Raw genomic sequence first — 16484 nt, forward strand, 5'->3', positions numbered from 1 at the left:
GACTGAGATTTTATTTATGCAGCTAAAGATCCTATTCGAGTGTTAATTTCGCCATATTATCGACACGCAGTAGGCATCGGGTAAGCTTTTGTCACGGTATCCTAGTTCGTGACGAAAAGAGTGGGGCATGGCGAATTGCCAAGTGTGCGGACGCGCACTGGAGTCCTCGGAGCGTGGACGGCCGGCGCAATACTGCTCACGCGCCTGCCGGGCGCGGGCCTACCGGGAACGGGTAGCGGAGAAGCAGCGTGCTGATATCGGACAGCCCGCGGATCCGACTACCGCACTCACCACCGAGCACGTTGTGCGGTCCGCCATCGCGCTGGCGGACCGGGAGGGCGGCAGCGGACTCTCCATGCGCCGCACCGCGGCCGAACTCGGTGTCGGCGTGATGTCGCTGTACCGCTACGTGCCGGGCAAGGAGGAGCTGGGCGAACTCATGGTCGACGCGGTCTTCGGTGACCGTCCGCTGCCCGACCCCGGCCCGTCGGGCTGGCGCGCGAAACTCGAGCTGTCCGCTCGCCAGGAATGGCAGATCTACACCGAACACCCTTGGGTACCACAGCTGTTCGCCATTACGACGCGGCCGCCGGTCGCGCCTCGCATGATGGCCTACACCGATTGGCGGCTCCGGGCCGTCGACGGCCTGGGCCTGGATTTCCCGACCATGGTGCGGATCGCCATCACCCTGTCCACCCACACCCAGAGCGCCGCATACCAATTGGCGCGCGAACGGCAATCCGGCACCACCCGCGAGCAATGGATGGACACGCGCGGCGGTAAGGCCCGAGAGGTAATCGCCGCAGGTAATCTGCCGATGATCGAACGCTTCGGCTCCGACGCGTTCGAGGCCTCGGCGCCGCAGAGCATTTTCGATTTCGGACTCCGGTGTCTGCTCGACGGTGTGGCGAACATCGTGCCGGCTGTGTCAGCCTGAAACCGAGGTGGAACGAGGAGGAAGCCGTGGATTACGAGGGGGAACGATCGCTGCGAGTCACCCTCGAGTTCAGCGATACCGCGCACCGATCGCTCGATGTGCAGTGGTCTGCCGCGACCGCGTGCAAGAAGCTGGAGTACGCGCGGATCTTCCTGGTGGTGCTGGGCGACGACCCGCAGCGGGTGTACCTGAATCTCGTGGATACGCGGCCGTGGGCTTCGGTGCGATTGCCCGAGGCGCTGGCCGAGGGTGAGTACGCCATCGAAATCGATGCCTACGGCAGTGCGAGCTGGGGTGACGGGCGGCTGGATGCGCGCGGGCGCAGTGCCTCCTTCACCGTCGTATAGCGGGCAATGCAGATTATCTGCAACGAAACTATGATGGCGGCATGACTGCTTTGGCGCCCGCGCGTACCGAACCGGACCTGTCGTATCTGCTCGATCACACCAGTCATGTGCTGCGCACCCGGATGGCGTCGGCGCTCGCGGAGATCGGGCTGACGGCTCGGATGCACTGCGTGCTGGTGCACGCGCTCGAGGATGAGCGCACGCAGGCACAGCTCGCCGAGCTCGGGGATATGGACAAGACCACGATGGTGGTGACCGTCGACGCACTGGAGAAGGCGGGGCTGGCCGAGCGCCGGCCGTCCAGGACGGACCGGCGCGCGCGGATTATCGCGGTCACCGCGAAGGGGGCCGAGTTGGCCGGGCGCAGCGCGAAAATCGTCGATGGCGTCCATCAGGAGGCACTCGAGGCGCTGCCCGTGCGCGAGCGCGAGATTCTGTTGAAGGCGCTCAATCGCCTGGTGGACGGTCATCTTTCGACTGCGGCGGAGGCGTCGACGGCACGTCGGGCGCGGCAATAGTCCGTTATAGATTGTCTGCAACGGAACTATCTAGTACGGTCTCTCTTGTTGGTTCGAACAGGAGAAGACCATGACAGTGCCAAAACGTCTTGCCCTCGCGGTGCTTTCGGCCGCGACGCTGATGACGATCCTCGACGGCAGCATCGTGACCGTGGCCATGCCCGCGATCCAGAGCGATTTGGGCTTCACGCCCGCCGGATTGAGCTGGACGGTGAATGCCTATCTGATCGCGTTCGGCGGCCTGTTGCTGCTGGCCGGGCGGTTCGGCGACCTCATCGGCCGCAAGCGGATGTTCCTGACCGGGAACGTGGTCTTCACCGCCGCCTCGCTGCTGGCCGGTGCGGCGACAAGTCCCGGAATGCTGATCGCGGCCCGCTTCCTGCAGGGTGTGGGCAGTGCGATCGCCGCATCGGTGGTGCTCGGCATCCTGGTGACGATCTTCACCGAGAATCGCGAACGGGCAAAGGCCATCGGCATTTTCAGCTTCACGGGCGCGGCCGGCGCCTCGATCGGTCAGGTGCTCGGCGGGGTGCTCACCGATATGCTGAACTGGCACTGGATCTTCCTGATCAATGTGCCGATCGGCGTGCTGACCGTCGCGGTGGCGATCAAGGCGCTGCCCGCGGACCGCGGGGTGGGATTGGCCGCGGGCGCCGATGCGCTCGGCGCGCTGCTGGTCACCGCCGGACTGATGCTGGGCATCTACACCGTGGTCAAGGTCGAGGAGTACAGCTGGCTGTCGGTGCATACGCTGGGCTTGGGCGCGGTGTCGCTCGCCCTGCTGGTCGCCTTCGTGGTGCGTCAGGCGACGGCGAAGAACCCGCTGCTGCCGCTGCGAATCTTCCACTCGCGCAATGTCTCCGGCGCCAATGTGGCGCAGATGCTGACGCTGTCGGCCATGTTCGCCTTCCAGATCATCGTCGCGCTGTACATGCAGAAGGTGCTGGGTTACAGCGCCCTGCAGACCGGTCTGGCCATGCTGCCCGCGGCCCTGGCGATCGGTGGAGTATCGCTGTTCGTCTCCGCTCGGCTCATCACCCGGTTCGGTGAGCGCACCGTGCTGATCGCCGGATTGGTGCTGCTGCTGGCCGGAATGCTCTGGCTGACAAGGCTTCCCGTACATGCCGCCTATGTCCCGGATCTGCTGCCGATGATGGTGCTGATCGCCGGCGGCGGTCTGGCGCTGCCCGCGCTGACGGGATTGGGTATGTCCGGCGCGGCGGCCGACGATGCCGGACTCGCCTCCGGATTGTTCAACACCACCCAGCAGGTCGGAATGGCGATCGGGGTCGCGGTGCTGTCCACCCTCGCCGCCTCCCGGACCGGAAACCGTTTGGCCGCAGGCGCTTCCCATGCGGCAGCACTGACCGACGGCTACCGGCTGGCCTTCGCGGTGGCCGCCGGACTCCTGGCCACCGCGCTGGTCGTCGCCGTCACCGTGCTGCGCCGCCCGGGTACCGCAACAGACGCCGCCCCCGCCCGACTCGTCGCGGCTGCCTAGCTGCCGCACGGAGCCGCCTATGCCGCGCGCACGATTCTGTGTCCCGCACACGAATTCGCCAGCAGATTCGTGCGCGGGACGCAGTTTGTGCGCGGGGGCGGTCGGCAGATTCGTGCGCGGGACGCCGGCTTGTGCGCGGGGCGGCGGGGTTAGGGGCGGGTTTGCGGCCCGGTGTCAGGGGCGTTCGTAGAAGGCGTCGATTCGGGCTTGTGCGGTGGCTGTTGCGGTGGCGAGGACATCGCGGGGCTTGGCGGACTCCGGAGACTTGCCGGCGACCTCGGTGATCGGGGTGGTGAGGGCGAAGAGTTGGAAGGTGTAGCGGTGTGGGCCATGTCCTTTGATCGGCGCGGGACCCTGATAGCCACGACCCATTCCGGAGCGAAGCACCTGTACACCGGGTGTCGCGCTGTCGGTCCGCAGGGCGCCCTGCGGCAGCGCGGTGAGCGCCGGATCCAGCAGTGCCACGCAATGCACGAATGGCAGACCGGTCGGGGCATCGGGATCCTCGACCACCAGCAGCAATTGGGCTGCGTCGCTGGGGAGTCCGGACCAACTCAGCGCGGGGGAGAGGTCCTGGCCGCCGATCCGCTTGGAAGCGTGGACCCTGCCGAGCACGCTCTCGTGTTCGAAGTCGGGGCTGGTGAGCTCGAAGGTCTTGCCCCCGGACAGATTCGGCAGATTCCAGGCCAATCCGTCCGCACCCGCGCGCCGGTTCTTGAGCAATTTGCCGATGATGGCCAAGAGAAACTCCCTGGGATAGAGCGGTTTTCACAGTTTCCGTGCGTCCGCGGGTATGAGCAGGGGCCGCGCGAAGCGGTAGATCTCCACGGCGGCGTCGAACTCTCGCGTTGTGTCCGCATCTGGGCTGTTCGCCCACTCCGGCGGCACCGACGTGCTCGGCCAGGTGTGGCCGCCGCCGAATACCGTCCATGCCGCGACCTGTGTTCCGCCGACCCCGCCGGTCACCGTGCGGCGGCTCGACAGCTCGGTGGTTATGGTCGAGTCGTCACCCGAGCATCGATCGACGGTACGCCAGTATTGTGCCGATTCCGTCAAACCCGATGCGTAGCCGCGCAACTCGCCGTTCGGGCCGAGGTGCCGTGAATGGCCGCCCTCGATCGGGAAGATGGTGTCGGCCGTGCCGTTGATGAGCATCGCCGATACCGCATGGGTGGGCTCGCCGGTGCTCAGCGCGGCGGGCAGGCCGCCCGCGACCGCGGCGAAAACCGGAATCCGCTCGCCGGCCTCCCGGGCCAGTCGATGGGACATGAACGCGCCGTTGGAGATTCCGGCGATGATGGTCCGATCCGGGTGGGTGCCGAACTGCTCGGCTGAGCGATCGATGACCGCACGCAGGAACGCGACGTCGTCGACGCCCGCTTTGTCGGCCGTCGTGACGCCGCGCCCGTCGGCCCAGCAGCCGCCGACGCCGTCGGGATACCCGACGGCAATGCCCCACTCATCGGCGTGTGCGGCAAAACTGGTCCACTCGTGCATGATTCGTCCGGAGACCCCCGGCTGATTGCCGTGCAGCACCAGCACCAGCGGTGCGTCCGGATCGCGCGGCGGTCGCATGCTGAAGGTGCGTGTCTGCCCGGCGAGCGTGAGCTCGCAGGCGATCAGCTCGTCGGTCATGGGCGTCCTCCGCTCGAACAGAAGTACAGTCAAACTGTGCAGTTTGACTGTACTTCAGGCGGCGGACTTCTGCCAGATCAGCTGACGGTGAAGGAGAACGTCGGCCCGGTGCTCGCACCCTTCGTGGCGTCGTAGGTCACCACGTAGGTGCCGGGACCCGGAGCGGGGACCACAAAATCGACGAAATCCTTGGCATTGTCGATGGTTTGGCTCCGCTCGAGCAACTCGTTGATCGGTGCGCGATCATTGGCCGTGAGGGACTGGCCGTCCGGTGTTTTGACACTGAAGTATTCGGTGAAGATATTCAGCCCGCCGTCCGAAATACCGGTCCCGCCAATGATTTTGATATGTAGCGCGAGATCCATCTTGCCGTGCTCGTTCTTGGTGTAACTGGGCGAGAGGGTGCCGCCGGTGATTTGGATCGTGGTCTGATCCTGTACCAGCGTGCCATTCATGTCGATGGTCTTCGGCGCAATGCTGTCCACCTTGCCGTCGGCCTTCAGCGGAATGGTGGTCTGATTGTCCGCGGCCTGGCCGTAGACCACCGAAATGGTGTCGAGCAGGTGCTGGGCATCGGCCAATTTCTGTACCGAAGTGGTGATATCGCCTGCGGCCGAACCCTTTCCGGGTACCGTCGGATTATCGAAGCTCGCCCCGGCGTCCACCGTGGTGCCGACCTGCAGGTACGGGTTCTCGCTCAGGGTTTTGTTGTCGGTGGTGTTGTTCTTGTAGGTGAGGTCGATCCGTATCTTGGCCCCGCCGTATTGGTCCGGCACCACGGTCGCCTTGTCGACCGTGATGTCGAAGCCGTCGTACCAGCCGGTCTTGCCGACGGTGCGAACCGTTGCCTGGCCATTGGCGGCGGCAGTGGTATCCCCCGGCTGGCCGGTGCCCATCGGAGCCGCGGCTTCCGAGGTCGCCGGGCCCGCTTTGGTGTCCTTGTCATTGCATGCGGTAAGTAATAGTGCGGATGTGCCGATGAGCACCGCCGCCCCGATGCTGGTGAAAATACGGCGCTTTCGCCCCACCTCAACCGATGTTTTCATGATCGATCGCACGCTGCCTCCCAGAAGATTTACAATCTCAGTGCGCGTCGCCCGGAGCCTCCGGACGAATTATTCGCAATGAAATCTTCCTGGAGCGCGCCGTCGTTAACCGAGTGATTGTCGTCACATGACGATTACGGCTATGGCTACCCTGTGGCAATCAATGAAAACCCCACGGGCACAAGGGATGTGGATCACCGAATCGGTCCAGACCATTCCCGGGACCGGTTGGCGCGGTTAGCCTGTCTGCGTGGCACTATCGGCCCGCGCGGGCGCTCAGGGAAAGTCCGTTCCGGCACGAGAATTGTTCGCACAGCGGTTATCGGAACTGTTCGAGGCAGCGGGAAACCCCACGCTGGACCAGGTGGTGCGGATGACCAAGGTCCGGCTGCGCCGTACGCAGGGGCTGCCGACGATCCAGCGGCTCAGTGATTGGCGGTCCGGGAAGAATGTGCCGGCCAAGTTCTCCTCGCTGGAGCCGGTGCTGGCGACGCTGATCTATCTGGCGCAGCAGAAGCGTGATCAGGTCACCGGGGTGCAGTTGAATGTGGTTGTCTGGCAGCGGCTCTGGGAGGACGCCGTGGTGGAGGCCGGTGCCGGGTCGGTGGCCGCGCCGGTCCCGCAGCAGGTGATCCCGCCGCGCCTCACGCTGACCGACACCCTCCCGCGTGATGTGGACACGCTGATCGGCCGCGAGGACGAACTACAGCGCATTCTCGCGGTCGCCGGGGCCGAGCGGGTGGTATCGATCCACACCATCGACGGTATGCCCGGAATCGGCAAGACCGCCTTGGCAACTCGGGCGGCGCACCGTCTCGCAGACCAGTTTCCGGACGGGCGCTTCTTCGTCAATCTGCACGCGCACACCCCCGGGCACATCAGCCCGAAGCCCGCCGATGTGCTGGCCGGGCTGCTCACCGATCTGGGCATGGACCCCCGCGAGATCCCCGACAGCCTCGACAATCGCCGCAGCATCTGGCGAGATCGGCTGGCGGGCAAGCGAATTCTGCTGGTGCTCGACGACGCCCTGGATCACGCCCAGGTCGAGCCGCTGCTGCCCAACGGGCCCGGCTGTCTGACCCTGATCACCAGCCGGCGGCGACTGGTGGCACTGGACGGCTCCCAGCCCTTCGCGCTGGACACCTTGGATCCGGCGAAGGCGGGTGAATTGTTCTGCACGCTGGCACGCCGCACCCCCAGCGCGGACGAGCGCCCGGCTGTGGCCGAAATCGTCCGGCTGTGTGGATATCTGCCGCTGGCCATCGTGCTGCTCGCCAGCCGCCTGGCCCATCACGCCTCGTGGACCATTCCCGGTATGGCCGCCGATGTCGCGACGGCGCAGGATCGGCTGAGCGAGCTCGAAGCCGGGGAGCGGGCCGTCTACGCGGCCTTCACCATGTCCTATCGGGATCTGCCGCCGGAGCGGCAGCGCCTGTTCCGCCGGCTCAGCCTGCACCCAGGTCCCGATATCGATACGCACGCCACCGCGGTCCTGGACAGCATTCCGGTGAGTGCCGCGCGGCGAGAGCTGGACGCGCTCTTCACCGATCACCTGCTGGACGAACCGGCGGGCGGGCGCTACCGGATGCACGATCTGCTGCGGGAGTACGCGGTCGCGCTCGTCGCGGCCGATCCGATCGAGGACCGGCGCGAGGTTGTCGAACGGCTGCTGGATCACTACCAGCACCTCGGTGAGGCTGCGGACCGCTATCTGGCCGGGCAGCTGCGCCCGGCGGCCGACGCCGGTGCGCCGCATTTCTCGGATCGGGCGCAGGCGCTGGCGTGGCTTCGGGCCGAGCGCGGCAATCTGCTCGGCTGTCTGGAATACGCTGCCTCCCATCATCAGTCGGCCCGGGTGGTCGGGATGACCAGCGTGCTGTCCGGACTGCTGCGGCTGGACGGGCCGTGGCCGCTGGCCATCAAACTGCATCGGCGCGCGGCCACCATTGCCGAGCACAGCGGCGATCGGGTCGGAGCCGCCGACGCGCTGAGCGATCTGGGCATGGTCCGATACGCGACCGGTGACTATCCGGGGACCGCGGATCTGGTGCGGCAGGCGCTGGTGAGTTATCAGGAGATCGGGGACCGGATCGGCCAGGCCCGGGCACTGAGCAGCCTGGGACGCTTGGGATATGCGACCGGTGACTACCCGGCGACGGCGGATCTGGTGCGGCAGGCGCTGGCCATCTATCAGGAGAGCGGCGATCGGCGCGGGCAGGCCTACGCCCTCATCGGGCTCGGGGTGGTGCGGTATTCGACGGGCGACTATCCGGGCACGGCGGAATTGCTTCGCCAGGCCCTGGGCATCTTCCGGGAGATCGGCGACCGGTTCGGTGCAGCTCATGCGCTCAATGAGCTCGGCGTGCTGCGGTATTCGACCGGTGACTATCCGGGTGCGGTGGAGCTGGTGGAGGAAGCGCTGGCCATCTATCGGGATATCGGCGACCGCTTCACCGAGGCGAACGCGCTCGAAGATCTGGTGTCGGTGCGCTTCGCGACCGGCGACTATCCCGGTGCGGCCGAACTGGTCCGGCAGGCGCTGGCGATCTATCAGGACGTCGGTGATCGGCTCGGGGAGGCGTACGCCCTCTGTAGTCTCGGCCGACTACGGCATGCCACCGGCGACCTACCCGGTGCTGCTGAACGGATGGAGCCCGCACTGGCCATCTTCGCCGAAATCGGTGATCGGGTCGGCCAGGCCTACACCGTCAATGACCTGAGCCTGGTGCAGTATTCGACCGGCGACTACGCGGGCGCGGCCGATCGCATGGAGCAGGGACTGGCCATCTTCGCGGAGATCGGTGATCGGGTCGGGCAGGCGTACACGCTCATCGTGCTGGGGTTGGTGCGGTATGCCGGTGGCGAATACGAGCGCGCGGGTGACCTCATGCAGCGGGCGCTGGCGATCTTCCGGGAGATCGGTGATCGGGTCGGTGAGGCCTATGCCCTCTGCAGTCTGGGTCGGCTGGAATACGCGGCGGGCGATCTGCCAGGCGCGGTGCAGCGCGTGCAGCGGGCCTTGGATATCTTCCGGGAGATCGGCGACCGGGTCGGTGAGGCCTATGCCCTCAGCAGCCTCGGCCGATTGCGCTTCGCCACCGGCGATGCCGCCGGAACCGATGATCTGGTGCAGCAGGCCCTGACCATCTACCAGGAGATCGGCGACCGATTCGGGCATGCCTTCGGCCTGGGCGGCCTGAGCATTCTGCGGAACTCGACCGGCGATTACGCCGCCGCGACCCAGCTCGCGCAACAGGCGGTGGATATCTTCCGCGATATCAATGACCGTGTCAGCCAGGCGTATTCGTTCGTCGGGCTGGGATTGCTGCGATATCAGGCCGGCGATTACACCGGTGCGGCCGAACTGGTGGAACAGGCGCCCGCGCTCTTCCGGGAGATCGGCGACCGCCTCGGTGAGGTGTACGCCTTCATGGGGCTGGGACTGGTCCGGTACAAGGCCGGCGACTATGCCGGGGCCGCCGATCTGGTGCAGCAATTGCTGGCCACTTTCCGGGAGATCGGCGAGCGCCCCGGTCAGGCCGAAATGCTCGACAAGCTCGGCGCGCTCTGGGAATTCAGCGGGCCGCAGGATGCGGTGGTGTCGTACGTCGATGCCACCCGGCTGGTGCGCGAGATCCAGGTGCGCTGGAAGAAGCGCCGGGTGTGGCGGGATCTGCCGGTGCCCGATACCGCTAGGTAGCCGTCCCGGCGTGGCTGTCGGCCTGACGGCTGATCTTCCAATCCCGGTGCCGCAGGCCCAATTCGGTGACCGGGTCCGCGCCGTTGATCCATTCCCGTGCGATGTGGTGCCAGTTCGCGGTGGCCCGCAGCTGACCCAGCGTGGCGCAGGTCCAGAAGTCGACGCGGCGGGAGAACAGGTGCTCGGGCGGCAGATTCTGCCGTCGCATCCCGTCGAATTCGGTAATGCGCGGGTCGATGGCGTGCAGGAACGCGCCGGAGGCCAGCTCGGGGGTGATCGGCAGCTCCTCGTCGACCAGGCACCATTCCGCAGCCGAGAGTACGTAGTTGTAGCACTCTTCAGCGGTCACGGTGGAGTGCTCGTCGATGACGCCGCGCTCGATCATGAGCCGGAAGAGATCGTCATAGCGATCCTCGGCGGCGGCGCGCAGGCAGGTGGCCTCGAAGGCGATGTGCTCCGGGGCCATTCGCTTGTACAGGCCGAAATCGAGGAAGACCACCCGGCCGTCGGCGCGCAGCAGCACATTGCCCGGATGCGGATCACCGCAGAACTCGGCGAACTCGAAGAGGGAACCCACATAGAACCGGTAGATGATTTCGCCGATCCGATCGCGTTCGGCGTCCGGGAGCTGCCGCATGGCGTCGAAATCGATGCCGGGGGAGTATTCGGTCACCAGGACGCGGCGGCTGCTGATCTCCGGAAAAGCTTGCGGCACAGTGATGAACGGGTGGCCGGCGTACATATTCGCCACATGGTGCTGAGTACTGGCCTCGACGGTGTAGTCCAGCTCCTTCTCGAAGTTGGTGCGCAGCTCGTCGAGCACGGCCAGCGTGAAGCCCGGCAGTGCGACCTGCTGCAGCATGGCGCGCAGCAGGCCCAGGTTCCGCAGGTCCGCGCGCACCGCCAGGTCGATGCCGGGATACTGGACCTTCACCGCGACCTCGGTGCCGTCGAAAAGTGTTGCGCGATAGACCTGTCCGATCGAAGCGGCGGCGATCGGCTCCGGATCGAAGTCGGCGAACAATTGCTGCAGGGGTGCGCCGAGATCCTGCTCGATGACCTCGCGCATGGCGTCGAAATCGACGGTGGGCGCGTGATCGAACAGCACCGCCAGCCGGCGCTGGAATTCCTCGCGCTGCCGCGGCGGCACCAGCTCCAGATCGAGCAGCGACAGCAGCTGCCCGAGTTTCATTGCCAGGCCCTTCATTTCACCGAACACACCCACCAGCTGTTCGGCCAGGCGCAGCACCGATTCATCGGCCATCCGGGCCCGGACCTCGGCGGAACGGCCGATCATGGACAGCTTGGTGCGGCGCTTGCGCACCGCCTGCGCGGCCACCACGGCCCCCAGCTTGGAACCCCGCGCCAAGCGGGAGGTCGATACCGGCTTCGATCCGGTCATTGCCGATCACCCCACTCCAGTGCACCCAGAAAATCCCGCAGGACCCCGGCGAATTCACCGCGACGCAGACTGCATTCGCGGACTTCCCGCAGACCGGCCAGACCCCACATGAGTCTGGCGCCCGCCTCGTCCTCGACCACGAAAATGTCCCACGGTTCGAAGGATTCGGTGCGCGGACCGACGAAGAACGGCCAGTAGTGCGCGCCGTCGGCCGCGATCTGCGCATCGGAGCGATCATTGTCGGCGAACAGCGCCTCGGTGACGATATGCGCCACCTCGCGCGCGGGCAGCGCCATCAATGCCGGACTGCGGCGGGCATTGTCGCTCACCAGCATTCGATCGGCCGCGGCAGCCACATCTCTGATCGCGGTATTCGGCTGATACCGACCGATCTTCTCACCGCCACACCACCACCGAATTCGACCGAACATCCAGTGTCCTAGCCCCGGTTCTAGTCCCGCGGAGCCGCTGGGCAGGTGATCGAGCTCGTACTCGATCGCGAAGCGGCCACGATCTCCGACCAGCATCATCGCACCCCCTGGAGATCTTTGTCGACGATCACCACCAACCCGATCCGACCCGCCACCACGCCACAGCTCGGTTCCAGCCCAGCACCCCACATGGCTGGGCTGGAACCAGGCCACCACCGCATCGTATGAAGTCCGGAATGTCCACGCCGTCCTACTCCGGCGGGTAGTCGGGTGAAAGACGCTGCTGGGGAGTGTTTTCCGGTCCGGAGAACTGGTATCCGTTGCGGACGGCCGTTCACGGACCCGGCAGCTTGGAAATGGCATGTTCAGGGCCGGTGATCTTGGACCATAATTCGACGATGCAGTATCCGCGCTCGACGGCCGAGACAGCACAGGCCGAAGCTCATACCCGATGGACGCCCGCGCGAGTGGAGGCGTTCAGCGATGGCGTCATGGCCATTGCGATCACGCTGCTGGTGCTCGAGATTCGGCTGCCGGACGACAGCCATGAGAATCTGCTGCGTCAGTTGCTTTCGCTGTGGCCGAGCTACTTCGCCTACGTGGCCTCCTTCGCCACCGTCGGGGTCATCTGGGTGTGCCATCACAACTTCTTCGCCCGTATTCAGCATGTGGATTCGCTGCTGCAGTGGGGCAATATGCTGCTCCTGCTCTGCGTGGGATTTCTGCCGTTTCCGACTACGGCGCTGGCGCACCATATAGACGGCGACGCCTGGAATGCGCGGGTGGCGACTGCCTTCTACGGTGTGGTCGCGGCTGTGCAGGCGCTGGCCTGGCTGATTATGTGGGTGGCACTGCGGCGCGATCCGACGCTGTTCAAACCGGGACATGACGCCGAATTCGTGCGCGTGCAAAGCCGTTTGGCGTGGATGGGGTTCCTCGGCTTCGACGTGATCGCGCTCATCGGACTGGTCCAGCCGATCGTGGCGCTGGTGCTCTACATGCTGGCGCTGGCGGTGTACGCGGCCACCAGCGGCGGCTGGCCCGGGGCGCAGCGCGCGCAGCCGACCGGCTAGTTCGCTGCCGATGACAACGGTCGCCGGGCACTGGGTACCGTTGCGGTCATGAACTCGCTGCTGCACCGGATCCTGGATATCGCCCCGGTGTGGGTGTACCTCATCGTCACGCTGCTGGTGTTCGTCGAGGACGCGATATTCGTCGGATTCGTGGTGCCCGGTGAAACCGCGGCCGTGCTCGGCGGGGTCGCCGCCAGCCAGGGGCACGTGTACCTGTGGGCGATGATTCTGCTGGTGGTGGTCGCGGCGATCGCCGGTGACAGTGTCGGCTACGAGATCGGAAAACGGGTGGGGCCGCGCCTGTTGCAGGCCTCCATGCTGGATCGGCACCGCGGCCGGCTGGATCAGGCCCAGAATTTCCTGGCCCGCCGCGGCGGCTGGGCCGTCTTCCTGGGCCGCTTCGTGGCCTTCTTCCGCGCCATGATGCCCGCGCTCGCCGGCACCTCCCAGATGCCCTACCGCCGTTTCCTCGCCTTCAATGCGCTCGGCGGCGTCGTCTGGGGCACGGCATTCGTGGTGCTCGGATTTGTTGCCGGGCAGTCCTATGAGAAGGTCGCGAAGACCGTGGGCCGCGATGCGGCGATCGGGGCCGTGGTCATCGTGATCGTGGCGTTCATCGTATGGAAGCTGCGCGAGCGCCGCCGCGAGCGCACCTTCGAGTCCACGTACGAGACCGCACACGACGCCGACTGAGCCTCACCAGCCGACTGAGCCTCACCAGAGGGTGGCCGGTTGCAGGAAATCGTCCCGGGGTAGCGGGCCGTCGATGAAGGCCTTGACCCAGAGGCCGTTGACGGTGATGTCGCCGCCGTGATTGCCGAGGAAGGCAATATCGGAAGCGTCTCTGCCGGTGGCGATTCGGACCATGCTGGTGCGCGGTGCCAGGCCGGTCGGGTCGAAGACCTGCCAGGCTCCGTGTACGTAGGCCTCCGGGACCGAATGGAAATCCATCGGAAAGCAGCCGGGCGGGTAGACCGATGCGACCCGGGCGGGCACGCCGATAGCGCGCAGCAGCGCCACCACCAGATGGGAGAAGTCCCGGCACACACCGGTGCCCGACAGCAGCGTCTCCACCGCGCCATCGCTGGGCAGACTGCTGCCGGGCGCGTAGCAGATGCGGCGGGCCACCCAGGCCGAGACCCGCGCCGGCATCTCCGGATCGTCTATGCCGCAGCCGAATTCGGCTGCGGCGAAGCCGAGTATCTTATCCGAGTCGATGAACCGGCTCGGGCGCAGATAGATGGAGCGATCGTAGTCGGTGACCGGTTCCGGCGCCGCCGCGCCGAAAACCGTCGCGCTGTAGTACGCGTGCAGATTGCCTGCGTCACTGTGTATTACATGTATTCGGGTGCCGTGCGGCCCCAGGACCTCCTGCGGCACCAGCTTGCTGCCGTCGAGCTCGAACAGCAGTGATTCGTTCAGATCGATTCCAGGCTGCCGGGCGACGGCAATCTGGAATTCGAGGACGGTAGCGGCATGGACTTTGACGTCGAGATGTACGGAGACGTCGCGCTTCACCCCCCCAATCGTGCCACCGTTCTACTGGTTGATGAACGTGGCGGCGATATTCCAGAAGATCGTCGGGTCGACACTGTCGAAATCCCAGGTGTCGGTGACGCTGTAGGTGGTGGTGACAATGGCCGGGATATCGAAATCATTGCGGGTGGCGGCGCCGGTGGCCTCGAGTGCGGTGATGACATAGACGGTGGCGGATGCTGCGCTGTGGGGCATGGGAGAGCTCCAATCGAAGTACCGGGCCGAAGACGTTTCCGTCCAGTTTCATTCCGGGTGCTGGTGCGGGGGAGGACCGAAAGCGCCAAATCGGTCGGGAACACGACAAACTTTGCTGTGAGGGTGCTGGGATGTGTTCTCGCACGCGAGATTTCAGCCCTCGTCCGGCTCCCGCCAGCGCTGAATGGCACGTCGCAGACTGGCGGCATCGGCATAGCCGAGGATTTCCGCCTGCTCGGCGCGGGGCAGCGGCCCGGCGCGATCCAACCGGCGGCGGCGCGCCCGATCGAGCTCGCCGCGCCAACTCGTTCCGGACTCGGCCAGCCGCCGCTGCAGTGAGCGCGGTGACGTATGCAGTTCGCGCGCAACGGTATCGAGCGTTGCGGCGCCCTGTGCCAATGCTGTGTCGAGTGCCTCCGCCAGCCGATCGGCCCAGGTCGGCGGGAACGGTGGTGGTGTCGGCATAGTGGCCGCATAGCCGTGCAGGACGGCGGACAGGTCGGGATCGGCTGTGGTCAGCGGCAATTCGAGGTCGGCCGCGGACAGGGTGAAGGAATCGGCTATCGCTCCGAAATCGACTGCCGCAGTGCCGAACAGCTCGTCGAAGGCGAGACGTGAGTCGGGTGCGCGCTGGCGGAACGTCACCCGCACCGGATCCACTCGGCAACCGGTGGCCGAGCGCGCCCGCCCGAGGATGAAAGCGAAGGCGGCGTGCACGATCAGATCGCGACCGCGACCGTCGTCCGAGAGTAGCTGTAGCTCGTAGGTGACTCCCCGATCGCTGTGATCGGTGATCCGCAGACCGTAGCTGGTGGTGAGCGAGCCCGAGTTGCGCAGGCAATCATCCAGCGCCGCACCGAGAGTGGGTGCGGAGAGGAACAGATACTCCAGCAGCCCGAGCTCACCCACCGTGCTGTCCGCGGCGGAGCGCAATGCGATATCCGGATCGTTCGACTCCTGTTCCAGCAGTTCCCAGAGCCGCGGGCAGTGCCGGCTGGAGACCCGGGTGCGCTCACCGCCCTCGGACCAGCCGGGCACTCCGGCCCGCTGTGCCAGGCGGTCGGGATCGAGTCCCGCCCGCGCGGCCCGTGCGAGGACGAACCTCGCCATGAGAATGCTGTCGGCTCGATCCGATCGGTTACTCACCGGCGGGCATCACCGGATAGCCGGGGTCGCAACGCTATTCGTCACCCGCATCACCGTGCCGGCCGACCGGATCGCCGGTGGAATCGAGGGTCTCCGACTGCCGCTTGCGAGCCCGATCCACCTCGAGCCGCCACGTCGTGCCCGAATCGGCCAAGCGTCGCTGCAGGGTGCGCGGGCTGGTGAAGAGCCGGCGTGCCACCTGATCCAGCGACGGCTCGCCCCGGCGCAGTTCCTGCCACAGCTCGCCGGCCACCCGGTCCGGCCATTCGGTGGCATGCGGAGGCGGGGGCGGTGCACTCGCCGCGTACCGGCGCAGCACCGCGGCCAGCATGGGATCGGCGGTGACCTGTGGCAGCTCGAAGTCGGTGAGCCGGTAGGTCATGCTGTTGACCGGCGCTCCGAAATCCAGCCGCGTGGTACCGAAGTGCTCGATGAAGGCGCTGTGCTGCTGGGGTGCCCGCTGCTGGAACGCCATTCGCACCGGATGCACCGGCCGCCCGGTCACCTGGCGGATCCGCGAGACCAGAATGCCGAGCGAGGACTGCACGGCCAGCTCCCGCCCGCGCCCTTCGGCATTGATCATGTGCAGATCGAAGGTCGCCTCGGTTTCGGTCTCCTCGCCCGCGTCCATCCGGAAATTGGTGCTCACCGCGCCGACATAGGGCCCCACCACCGCCAGACCCTCGCCGAGCGTATCGGCGGTGGAGATCAGATAGTCGAACAGGCCGAGCTCCCCGACGCGATAGGTGCCGACCACCCGCAGCGTCGTATTCGGGTCGCCCACTTCACGTTCGAGTAGCTCCCACAGCCGCGGGTAGTACTCGCTGGGTGTGCGGGCGTTGCTATCGGTCAGTAACCAGGTCGGCATTCCGGCCTCGCGCGCCAGCCGGTTCGGGTCGATCCCCGCCGCTGCCGCGCGAGACAGGATGAAGCGCGGCATGAGAACGGTGTCGGAGGTGTGCATCGTGCAATGGTGCGGCGAAATCACCGGCGAATAGCCGGAATCGACCGAACTGT

Annotated in this window: 16 protein-coding genes; 7 read left to right on the top strand and 9 right to left on the bottom strand. The window is 66.2% G+C overall.

Annotation, left to right across the window (positions count from 1 at the left end; all coding sequences use genetic code 11):
* Positions 1-127: 127 nt before the first annotated feature.
* The 4 genes from JWN03_RS11470 to JWN03_RS11485 all read left to right on the top strand — a co-directional run bounded on the left by JWN03_RS11470 (position 128) and on the right by JWN03_RS11485 (position 3303).
* Positions 128-937, top strand: a complete 810-nt coding sequence (locus tag JWN03_RS11470) for a TetR/AcrR family transcriptional regulator (RefSeq protein WP_297613666.1) — start codon at positions 128-130, stop codon at positions 935-937.
* 26 nt (positions 938-963) lie between these two features.
* Positions 964-1284, top strand: coding sequence for a hypothetical protein (locus JWN03_RS11475; RefSeq protein ID WP_297613668.1), 321 nt, complete (start codon positions 964-966; stop codon positions 1282-1284).
* A gap of 41 nt (positions 1285-1325) precedes the next feature.
* Positions 1326-1802, top strand: coding sequence for a MarR family winged helix-turn-helix transcriptional regulator (locus JWN03_RS11480; protein WP_297613670.1), 477 nt, complete (start codon positions 1326-1328; stop codon positions 1800-1802).
* Between the two features lie 70 nt (positions 1803-1872).
* Positions 1873-3303 carry an MFS transporter gene (locus tag JWN03_RS11485; RefSeq protein ID WP_297613672.1) on the top strand — a complete coding sequence of 477 codons (1431 nt, stop codon included), beginning with the start codon at positions 1873-1875 and terminating at the stop codon, positions 3301-3303.
* A 174-nt stretch (positions 3304-3477) separates the two neighbouring features.
* Here the strand turns inward: JWN03_RS11485 and JWN03_RS11490 are convergent, their stop codons facing one another.
* The 3 genes from JWN03_RS11490 to JWN03_RS11500 form a co-directional block, all read right to left on the bottom strand.
* Positions 3478-4044 carry a YbhB/YbcL family Raf kinase inhibitor-like protein gene (locus JWN03_RS11490; protein ID WP_297613674.1) on the bottom strand — a complete coding sequence of 189 codons (567 nt, stop codon included), beginning with the start codon at positions 4042-4044 and terminating at the stop codon, positions 3478-3480.
* Positions 4045-4071: 27 nt separating this feature from the next.
* Entirely contained in the window at positions 4072-4938 is an 867-nt protein-coding gene (locus tag JWN03_RS11495) for an alpha/beta hydrolase family esterase (RefSeq protein ID WP_297613676.1), read from the bottom strand.
* A gap of 77 nt (positions 4939-5015) precedes the next feature.
* Positions 5016-5984, bottom strand: a complete 969-nt coding sequence (locus tag JWN03_RS11500) for a hypothetical protein (RefSeq protein WP_297613677.1) — start codon at positions 5982-5984, stop codon at positions 5016-5018.
* Between the two features lie 250 nt (positions 5985-6234).
* Here JWN03_RS11500 and JWN03_RS11505 point away from each other — a divergent pair, with 250 nt between their 5' ends.
* A complete protein-coding gene (locus JWN03_RS11505; protein ID WP_297613678.1) occupies positions 6235-9684 on the top strand; it encodes a tetratricopeptide repeat protein in 3450 nt (1149 codons plus the stop codon).
* Here the strand turns inward: JWN03_RS11505 and JWN03_RS11510 are convergent.
* Positions 9677-11086, bottom strand: coding sequence for an ABC1 kinase family protein (locus tag JWN03_RS11510; protein WP_297613679.1), 1410 nt, complete (start codon positions 11084-11086; stop codon positions 9677-9679). The genes JWN03_RS11505 and JWN03_RS11510 overlap by 8 nt on opposite strands.
* Positions 11083-11616 carry an Imm42 family immunity protein gene (locus tag JWN03_RS11515; protein WP_297613680.1) on the bottom strand — a complete coding sequence of 178 codons (534 nt, stop codon included), beginning with the start codon at positions 11614-11616 and terminating at the stop codon, positions 11083-11085. Before JWN03_RS11515 ends, JWN03_RS11510 begins: the two co-directional genes overlap by 4 nt.
* Positions 11617-11915: 299 nt before the next feature.
* On the opposite strand from JWN03_RS11515, the gene JWN03_RS11520 reads away from it, so the two are divergent.
* The gene (locus JWN03_RS11520) at positions 11916-12590 is read left to right on the top strand and encodes a TMEM175 family protein (RefSeq protein WP_297613682.1); all 675 of its coding nucleotides are present in this window, start codon (positions 11916-11918) and stop codon (positions 12588-12590) included.
* A gap of 48 nt (positions 12591-12638) precedes the next feature.
* The gene (locus JWN03_RS11525; RefSeq protein ID WP_297613684.1) at positions 12639-13283 is read left to right on the top strand and encodes a DedA family protein; all 645 of its coding nucleotides are present in this window, start codon (positions 12639-12641) and stop codon (positions 13281-13283) included.
* A gap of 21 nt (positions 13284-13304) precedes the next feature.
* On the opposite strand, the gene JWN03_RS11530 is transcribed toward JWN03_RS11525, so the two are convergent.
* The 4 genes from JWN03_RS11530 to JWN03_RS11545 form a co-directional block, all read right to left on the bottom strand.
* Positions 13305-14108, bottom strand: coding sequence for a transglutaminase-like domain-containing protein (locus JWN03_RS11530; RefSeq protein ID WP_297613686.1), 804 nt, complete (start codon positions 14106-14108; stop codon positions 13305-13307).
* Between the two features lie 21 nt (positions 14109-14129).
* A complete protein-coding gene (locus JWN03_RS11535; protein WP_297613687.1) occupies positions 14130-14321 on the bottom strand; it encodes a hypothetical protein in 192 nt (63 codons plus the stop codon).
* 153 nt (positions 14322-14474) lie between these two features.
* The gene (locus tag JWN03_RS11540) at positions 14475-15431 is read right to left on the bottom strand and encodes an AraC family transcriptional regulator (protein ID WP_297613688.1); all 957 of its coding nucleotides are present in this window, start codon (positions 15429-15431) and stop codon (positions 14475-14477) included.
* 70 nt (positions 15432-15501) lie between these two features.
* Positions 15502-16431, bottom strand: a complete 930-nt coding sequence (locus tag JWN03_RS11545; protein WP_297613689.1) for an AraC family transcriptional regulator ligand-binding domain-containing protein — start codon at positions 16429-16431, stop codon at positions 15502-15504.
* Positions 16432-16484 lie beyond the last annotated feature (53 nt).

This window comes from Nocardia sp., from assembly GCF_025465275.1.
Lineage (GTDB): Bacteria > Actinomycetota > Actinomycetes > Mycobacteriales > Mycobacteriaceae > Nocardia.

Bases quoted from the DNA above. Each gene is read 5' to 3' on its own strand.
- JWN03_RS11470 (WP_297613666.1), top strand. From the start codon at position 128: ATGGCGAATTGCCAAGTGTGCGGACGCGCACTGGAGTCCTCGGAGCGT.
- JWN03_RS11500 (WP_297613677.1), bottom strand. From the start codon at position 5,984: ATGAAAACATCGGTTGAGGTGGGGCGAAAGCGCCGTATTTTCACCAGC.
- JWN03_RS11515 (WP_297613680.1), bottom strand. From the start codon at position 11,616: ATGATGCTGGTCGGAGATCGTGGCCGCTTCGCGATCGAGTACGAGCTC.
- JWN03_RS11535 (WP_297613687.1), bottom strand. From the start codon at position 14,321: ATGCCCCACAGCGCAGCATCCGCCACCGTCTATGTCATCACCGCACTC.
- JWN03_RS11540 (WP_297613688.1), bottom strand. From the start codon at position 15,431: ATGGCGAGGTTCGTCCTCGCACGGGCCGCGCGGGCGGGACTCGATCCC.
- JWN03_RS11545 (WP_297613689.1), bottom strand. From the start codon at position 16,431: ATGCACACCTCCGACACCGTTCTCATGCCGCGCTTCATCCTGTCTCGC.
- JWN03_RS11485 (WP_297613672.1), top strand. From the start codon at position 1,873: ATGACAGTGCCAAAACGTCTTGCCCTCGCGGTGCTTTCGGCCGCGACG.
- JWN03_RS11510 (WP_297613679.1), bottom strand. From the start codon at position 11,086: ATGACCGGATCGAAGCCGGTATCGACCTCCCGCTTGGCGCGGGGTTCC.
- JWN03_RS11525 (WP_297613684.1), top strand. From the start codon at position 12,639: ATGAACTCGCTGCTGCACCGGATCCTGGATATCGCCCCGGTGTGGGTG.
- JWN03_RS11520 (WP_297613682.1), top strand. From the start codon at position 11,916: ATGCAGTATCCGCGCTCGACGGCCGAGACAGCACAGGCCGAAGCTCAT.
- JWN03_RS11480 (WP_297613670.1), top strand. From the start codon at position 1,326: ATGACTGCTTTGGCGCCCGCGCGTACCGAACCGGACCTGTCGTATCTG.
- JWN03_RS11495 (WP_297613676.1), bottom strand. From the start codon at position 4,938: ATGACCGACGAGCTGATCGCCTGCGAGCTCACGCTCGCCGGGCAGACA.